The 7,056-nt window shown below is 34.0% G+C and carries 8 protein-coding genes; 7 read left to right on the forward strand and 1 reads right to left on the reverse strand.

Going from position 1 to position 7,056, the window contains the following annotated elements:
- Positions 1–133: 133 nt before the first annotated feature.
- The 7 genes from E1171_RS11495 to E1171_RS11525 all read left to right on the forward strand — a co-directional run bounded on the left by E1171_RS11495 (position 134) and on the right by E1171_RS11525 (position 6,483).
- Positions 134–334 (forward strand): helix-turn-helix domain-containing protein, encoded by a 201-nt coding sequence (locus E1171_RS11495; protein ID WP_155206151.1) that lies wholly within the window; start codon positions 134–136, stop codon positions 332–334.
- Positions 331–606 carry a hypothetical protein gene (locus E1171_RS11500; RefSeq protein WP_155206152.1) on the forward strand — a complete coding sequence of 92 codons (276 nt, stop codon included), beginning with the start codon at positions 331–333 and terminating at the stop codon, positions 604–606. Before E1171_RS11495 ends, E1171_RS11500 begins: the two co-directional genes overlap by 4 nt.
- 37 nt (positions 607–643) lie before the next feature.
- On the forward strand, positions 644–1,081 hold the full coding sequence (locus E1171_RS11505; RefSeq protein WP_155206153.1) for a hypothetical protein: 438 nt from the start codon (positions 644–646) through the stop codon (positions 1,079–1,081).
- Positions 1,082–1,316: 235 nt separating this feature from the next.
- The gene (iscB, locus tag E1171_RS11510) at positions 1,317–2,603 is read left to right on the forward strand and encodes an RNA-guided endonuclease IscB (RefSeq protein ID WP_155206154.1); all 1,287 of its coding nucleotides are present in this window, start codon (positions 1,317–1,319) and stop codon (positions 2,601–2,603) included.
- Between the two features lie 381 nt (positions 2,604–2,984).
- Positions 2,985–4,844 carry a S8 family serine peptidase gene (locus E1171_RS11515; RefSeq protein WP_187696405.1) on the forward strand — a complete coding sequence of 620 codons (1,860 nt, stop codon included), beginning with the start codon at positions 2,985–2,987 and terminating at the stop codon, positions 4,842–4,844.
- A gap of 90 nt (positions 4,845–4,934) precedes the next feature.
- On the forward strand, positions 4,935–5,168 hold the full coding sequence (locus E1171_RS11520; protein ID WP_155206156.1) for a hypothetical protein: 234 nt from the start codon (positions 4,935–4,937) through the stop codon (positions 5,166–5,168).
- 1 nt (position 5,169) lies between these two features.
- Positions 5,170–6,483 (forward strand): hypothetical protein, encoded by a 1,314-nt coding sequence (locus E1171_RS11525; protein WP_155206157.1) that lies wholly within the window; start codon positions 5,170–5,172, stop codon positions 6,481–6,483.
- 26 nt (positions 6,484–6,509) lie between these two features.
- Here E1171_RS11525 and E1171_RS11530 read toward each other — a convergent pair whose 3' ends face one another.
- Positions 6,510–6,962 (reverse strand): hypothetical protein, encoded by a 453-nt coding sequence (locus E1171_RS11530; protein ID WP_155206158.1) that lies wholly within the window; start codon positions 6,960–6,962, stop codon positions 6,510–6,512.
- Positions 6,963–7,056 lie beyond the last annotated feature (94 nt).

Here is a 7,056-nt window from a genome sequence, read left to right on the forward strand (position 1 = left end):
AAAGCTTTTTTAATAATATTAGTGATAGTAAGAATACTAACATATGAGTTTATTTTTTTTTTTCATGTCATCCTGAAGGGATTTTTAATTAATTTGCTAGGTAGTAATATTACTATTTTTCAAATTAAAAGATATGGAGCTTACGGTAAAAGAGGCATTAAATAAATTTCCTGTTAATCTTACTAAACTTGGGAAAATAATTGGCATTAATGAAAGACAATTGGGGCATTACAAACAAGGGGCAAGAGAGCCTAGTCCAGAAACTATAGAGAAGATCCAAAAAGGTCTCAATATTCTTGGGGCTGAATTAAAGGAATTAAAACTAAAAGAATGAACGAAACTAAATCGAAGAGCCAGAAAATATTCAAATTGGACTTTTCCAAAAAGACAGAAAAAGCTGTATTTGACTATTTTGAAAGTATGAATCCCGTAAGAGGCGCACAAAAAATTGCTTTTTTAGAAATGTGTGCTTTTTATGGGTTTTATACTGGACAGTTGCCTGTGGCTAAAGATAACCTCTACCTTAAACAAGCGCAATTAAAAATCAAGCCAGAGTTTTTGGATAAGGTTAAGACCAGCAATCAAATAGAGGGTATTTTTTTATAATGAAGGATAGTAAAAAAGCTATCAATATTTAAAAATTATGAAAAACAATTGTTTAAAACTGTCCGAAGTCAAAAGAATTCTTTCTAGGAGAAAGAGATCTAGTAGCGAATCAAAAAAAATTAAATTTCAAGAAGAAGAAAAACTAAGGGGGATCATTCTTGAAGAGGGAAAATATCTTCGTATGATTCTTGAGAATCCCAAAGTGGGTTTTAAAAATAGAGGCCATAAGGAGCAGCTAGAAAGAATAAAAAATAAATTGTCTAAATTAAACAATCTGACAACTGACGAAATCAAGCAGAAGATCGAAGAGCATGATAATGGGAGAGGAATCAATTCCTCCCCTAGGACTGGTTGTTTTTCAATTGTTTTTTCCCTAAAAGGTTTAAGCGATGGTATAAGTTTTAGCCCCGCTGTAGGCATGGTCTATAATTTTTGGGGACGTCAGCGACCCCTCACTAAAGTGAGGAGCTTGTAAAAAAGCTCTGAGTTGACCAGCTTCAGTCTTGTGTTAGGTTTTGTCTCTCACTAGACTACGTTATTCTTCATGTAGAAACCCAAGGGTGCTCTTCCAGCTCTTGGCTCTTTCGTGGCTCTGTAAACAGGTTTAGATGGGTTAAGCCAGTCAACCACAATGTGAAGGTTGGATAACTTTAGCGAGGAAGTATTTACCGCCAACTGGCGAGAATTAAAAGGTAACTTTTTAATTGATTATGCAAAGAGTATTTGTTTTATCTAATGCTAAAAAACCTCTAATGCCCTGCAACCCTGCAAGAGCCAGAAGACTTTTGAAAAGGGGAAAAGCAAAAGTATTTAGAAGAATCCCATTTACAATCCTATTAACAGAAAGAAAAAATGGAGAAACACAAAAACTAGAGCTCAAATTTGATCCAGGCAGCAAGACAACAGGAATAGCTATTGTCAGTCATGGAAAGCAGATATCAAAATGTATATGGGCTGCTAACCTTGAACACCGAGGTAATTCTGTAAGAAATGCATTGGAGTCGAAAAGGGCAAGCAGAAGAAGTAGAAGAGGGAGAAAAACAAGGTATCGAAAACCAAGGTTTCTAAATAGAATAAGGCCAAAAGGTTGGTTAGCACCTTCTCTTATGTCCAGGGTGAATAATGTTAATACATGGAGAAATAGAATTCAATCTTGGTGCCCTGTTACTTCCTTAACTATGGAGCTTGTCAAATTTGATACGCAAAAGATGCAAAATGCTGAAATATCTGGTGTAGAGTATCAACAAGGTGAATTATCAGGTTACGAAGTGAGGGAATATCTATTGGAGAAATTTGGTAGAAAATGTGTCTACTGTGATGCTAAAGATATTCCATTGGAAATTGAACATGTTATTCCTAAAAGTAAGGGAGGCAGTGACAGAGTTAGTAACCTAACTATTGCTTGCAATAAGTGTAACCAAAAGAAAAACAACAAGCCTGTTGAGGAATTTTTGAAAGACAAGCCAAATGTATTAAACAGATTAAGTACTCAATTAAAATCTTCTTTAAAAGATACTGCTGCTGTTAATTCAACAATATTCAAAACACTGGAAGTATTAAAATCCGATGGGTTGAAAGTCTCTTGTAGTACGGGTTCCAGAACAAAGTATAATAGGATTAAACAAGACTACCCAAAAGCACATTGGGTGGATGCTGCCTGTGTTTCTGAAAGTGGGGAAAATATCTTTATTTCTAAAAAGCACAAACCATTGCTCATAAAAGCAATGGGAAGAGGATCAAGACAGATGTGCAGGGTAGACAAATACGGATTCCCAAGAACTACTGCTAAAAAGCAAAAGATGGTTAAAGGATTTCAAACAGGAGATATAGTCTTGGCAAACGTTCCCTCTGGTAAGAAAAAGGGTGTTTATCAAGGAAGGGTTGCGGTAAGAACTTCTGGTTCATTTAACATCAAAACAAACGACACGACGGTTCAGGGAATAGGATACAGGTATTGTAAACTAATTCAAAGAACTGATGGCTATTTGTACAACTAAAAATATTGTTTGCTGTTCGTAGTTGCCATACGGCATGCAATATTTCTTTTAACTAATTAGGTTTTGTGGTTTCTCGAACCGCCCTCCTCTTGCAGGGCGGTTTTGAAAGCTTACCTAAGATATCTTAAGATATATAGGGAAACCGTTAGGAAACTGGAGCTCAAACTGAATTGAAGCATAATTGCAATGTGAAAAATTCACATAAAAACATTATAAAAAATGCTAATAAATAAGAAATATTAAATATTCACATCCATTATAAATGGTTTTTATGTGATAAAGTGAATTTATATTGAAATATAGAGCCTGTAAAAAAAACTAATTTTTTTTGCAGATGTATTAAATTCTTTGGGTTTTATCTTTAACTTTATAATTATGATCATGATGAATTCTCAGAGAAAAGAAAAGGTTTTAGTTACTTTGGACGTTATTTTTTACCCTATTGGTAAAAAATTCTTGGTGTTTTTGTTGCTACTTCTTTTTCCCTTTAAAGGGGGATTTGCTCAGCAGAATATTAGTATAACAGACTGGGGACCAGAGGAAGAACAACAATTTAGAGAAAATAGAAGTAAGGTAGGTGAAAGGCCTTATTTTTCAGAAATGAGTCAAAAAACCACAGCAAAAAGAAGCGATTCTATGGAATCGGATTGTGGGCCAAATGATTACACTGAAGAGGAATTAGCTGAACTGTGGGCTAATGTTCCAGCCGGATATAATTTTCAGGAGTACTTATGGTTTGATAAGAACTTTTCGCAAAAGTATTTGCAAGATAACTGTTGGGTAGAAGATGGAAATGATATTAACATGCAGTACATCTGGAATAATCAGATCGAAGGAAGTGAGGAAATGGTGGTCGCCTTCATTGATAGTGGGATTAACTTTGATTATACAGATGCATATGGGAATAAGACTTTGGATCGGCGAAGATGGGTAAATGAGGATGAAATAGCGGGCAATGGTATTGACGATGATGAGAATGGTTATATAGATGATGTATACGGATATAATTTCTTTTATGATTCTGGTGATCCCGATGTGTTGTATTCTGAGGATAATTCCTCTCATGGCACTTACTTAGCCAATATTTTTGGGGCTAGTGGAGAAGGAAATAGGGCAGGTGTAGGCATTGACAGGAAAGCAAAAATTATGGACCTTGTTGTCTTTCCAAAATATCAAGATGGAAACTTTGCATGTGATTGTATTGCTGATGCTATTCGTTATGCGGTGGACAATGGGGCAAAGGTAATAAATATGAGTCTTGGGCAAAATGGAACTCCATTTCCAACAAGTTTGGATAACCTATCTGTTCGAACTGTTGATGAAGAACTCGATAATGCTATTTCTTATGCCTGGAATAAGGGAGCTATTTTAGTTAATGTGGCTGGAAATATGTATGACATTGGTAGTGAGAAAGTAATTTTGAAAAATCATTATTCCCTAATTGGTTCTCAACCTGAATTACTAACTGTAGGTGGTATTGAATTAGGTTATATGGCATCCAATCTATTTCGTACCATGCCAGGACGTAAGGCAGAATTAGTAACTTTTGATGCGATTAGTGGTCAAGGGAGCGGAACTGTGACAAAGGGGACATCTAATGCTGCTGCTGCTATGTCTGCCATGATAAGTTTGTTTTGGGGGAATCACCCAGAATTAGAAAATTGGGAGGTAAAAAAGCGGTTACTAGAGGTGGCTAATGATAATATTTTTAACTCTGGGTTTGATCACCCATGGTCAACTGAAAATGGAATTGAAGACCTGGGGGATATTGATCAACCGGTCGGATCGGGCTATCAACAATTAACTGATGATCAGGAGGGGTGGGATCAACACTATGGCTATGGCTTTGTTGATTTACAAGACCTATGGGGAAATAATAAGAAAAGGGAGTTAGAGGTAAATCCTGAAAATGGTTCTGTGAATGGTTATGAACGACCTGTGGAGTTTGCTATTGAGGATTTGGAAGAATATGATGAGTGGTATCAAGAACTTGTTGATGAACAGGAAGAAGTAATTTTGTCAATAGAAGAAAAGGTTGAGGAAACGGGAAAAGTATATCCAAACCCTTTTCAAAACAAGGTTTTTGTACCAAAAGGGAAGTATAGAATAAGAGGCGTATTTGGAGAAATCCATAAAGTGATATCTTCAAATGGTAATGACCACCTGTATGTAGGTGAACTTCAAGCAGGTATGTATTTTATAGAGGGAGAGGGTAATGTCTATAGAGTAATAAAAAAATAAGTTTTGTATTAAAATTTTTATAAAAAACATTAACTATTTAGATCCATTTATATATATTTATAATGGTGAAAATGTCTTAATTGAAATAATATGAAATCATTTTTTAGGCTTTGTAGTGTTTGTATCCTTTTTCTTTTCTTCTTATCTGGCTCAGTAATGGCGGATGATAGTGGGGGTGGTACAGGTGGTGATCGACCAGATCCTCCTGCGACAGCTAGCCTTGCAAAAGTATCTCTTGAAACATCTCAAGTTACAGATACTAAGGAAGAGGAGCCTAGCTTGATGGAAGAGTTAATGGAATTTTTGGAATCTATATTTAAATAAGATGAGAAAACAATTATTTTTTATTATAAGCCTGATCATTTTGGGCTTATTTTTCCCCTCATTTTCATTTTCACAGGAAAACAAGGCTGAGCAAGATTCCTTGTTTTCTTTAGCCAATCTTGCTTACGATCATATAAATACAAATCCTGAGGTTGCTTTAACCCTTCTTGATAATTTGTATAGCCTTGCCAAAGAAAAAAAATCTGAATATTATCAAGGTTATTCTTTGAATTTGCAGGGAGCAGTGTATGCTATGTCTTTGAATTCTGAATTAGCAACTAGGCAGCTTAATAAGGCAGAGGATATTTGTAAGAATGAAAAAAATTTATTGAACGTGTATATTAATCAAATTATGGTTAATTGTTTTTTAAATAATTTTCATATAGCCAAAGATTATATTGAAAAAGCCAAAAAAATTAGTGTTAAACTTGAAAATAGAAAGATGGGCCTTATTAGAAGTAATGAGGCAATGGTATTTATTTATAGTAAAGACTTTACCAGTGCAAATATTGCTTTAAAAGATCAAGAAAAGTATATTTTTACCCGTAGTGATAGTTGTCGATTATATAATGATTGGAGTTATTTTTATCTAATGACTGGGAAACCAAAATTAGCTAAAAGAAATGCTCTAAAAGCTTTGAATTTGCAGGATTCTTTAAATCATGATTTAAATTTTTTAATGGCAAATGCTCATGTTCATCTGGGTGAAGCCAATAGGCTGCTAAAAGATTTTCAGGAAGCTCGGAAACATTTGATTAAAGGTTTAGAATTAGCGAAACAATATCAAATAGGAATAGCTGAGAAAGAAGCTTTGGAAGGGTTAAAATCTTTACATGTGGAGAAAGGTGATATAGAAGGCTATCAATATTATGATAAAGTGTATAAAAACTTCCTTTTAAAAATTAAAGCAAATCTTAATAGCCACTATGGATACCAGCTCGATAGCAATAATGAAGAGTTGGTAAAAATGAGAAATATTATTGAAGGTCTTAAATTAGGACTTCAAAAAACAGACATTTATCTCTATAGTCTTGGTGGATTTCTTTTGTTGTTGTTTTTAGTGACTTTGCTGTTGGCTTGGAAAAATGGCCGTTATAAGAATCAGATTGCAGAATTAGAAGAAAATAGTAGAGGTCTGAAAGATAAAATTAAAAATATTGAATTAGAGCTAGAATTTGCAGACCATCAGCATGAGATTGAACTTTCTAATATGGAAAAGATGAAATATAAAAACCTGGTAAAGCGGGCTGGAATTACGTTCGATTGTGTTGAAAAAATGGATAGGTCTAATGCTGAAGACCAAAATAATAATTAACGATTTAAATCCCAATAGGGAAAGTATTATGATTCTTTCCCTTTCAGTGCAATTTCTAACATTTCTACATGCTTTTTAAGCATTTCTTTTAAGTATTTAACTTCTTCCTGAAGTTCCACCATTTTTGGACTCTCCTTTTCCCTAGGGGTTGTATTTTCATCTTTTTTAGTATATGATTTTAGAGCGGTACTAATTTTTTTATGTTCATCATCATCACCCAACAATGGATCTCCAATACCTCGAAAAAACCAGTTCCAATTTATATTGTATTTTTCTGACATCCAGGTTAGTTGACGAACAGCATATTTATCTCTTTCGGTCATCGCTTTAACCTGAACAGAAGATGTTTTAACACCTTCAATTTCATTTAGGTCTCGTGCAATTTCCGAGTAATTCTTATCTATAATATTGGAGATTAGAAATTTCATAGCGAACACAACATTCCAATCTCTATTTTCTTCTTTTTTCTGCAAATTCATAGAAAAATTTAAACTTTAAATTATAATTTAAATTTTAAATCTTGTATATTTAAAATATAAATCGGGGTTTAAATAAAATTGTCCTATTTATAGT

Origin of the sequence: Xanthovirga aplysinae, assembly GCF_009711365.1 — a bacterium.
GTDB lineage: Bacteria > Bacteroidota > Bacteroidia > Cytophagales > Cyclobacteriaceae > Xanthovirga > Xanthovirga aplysinae.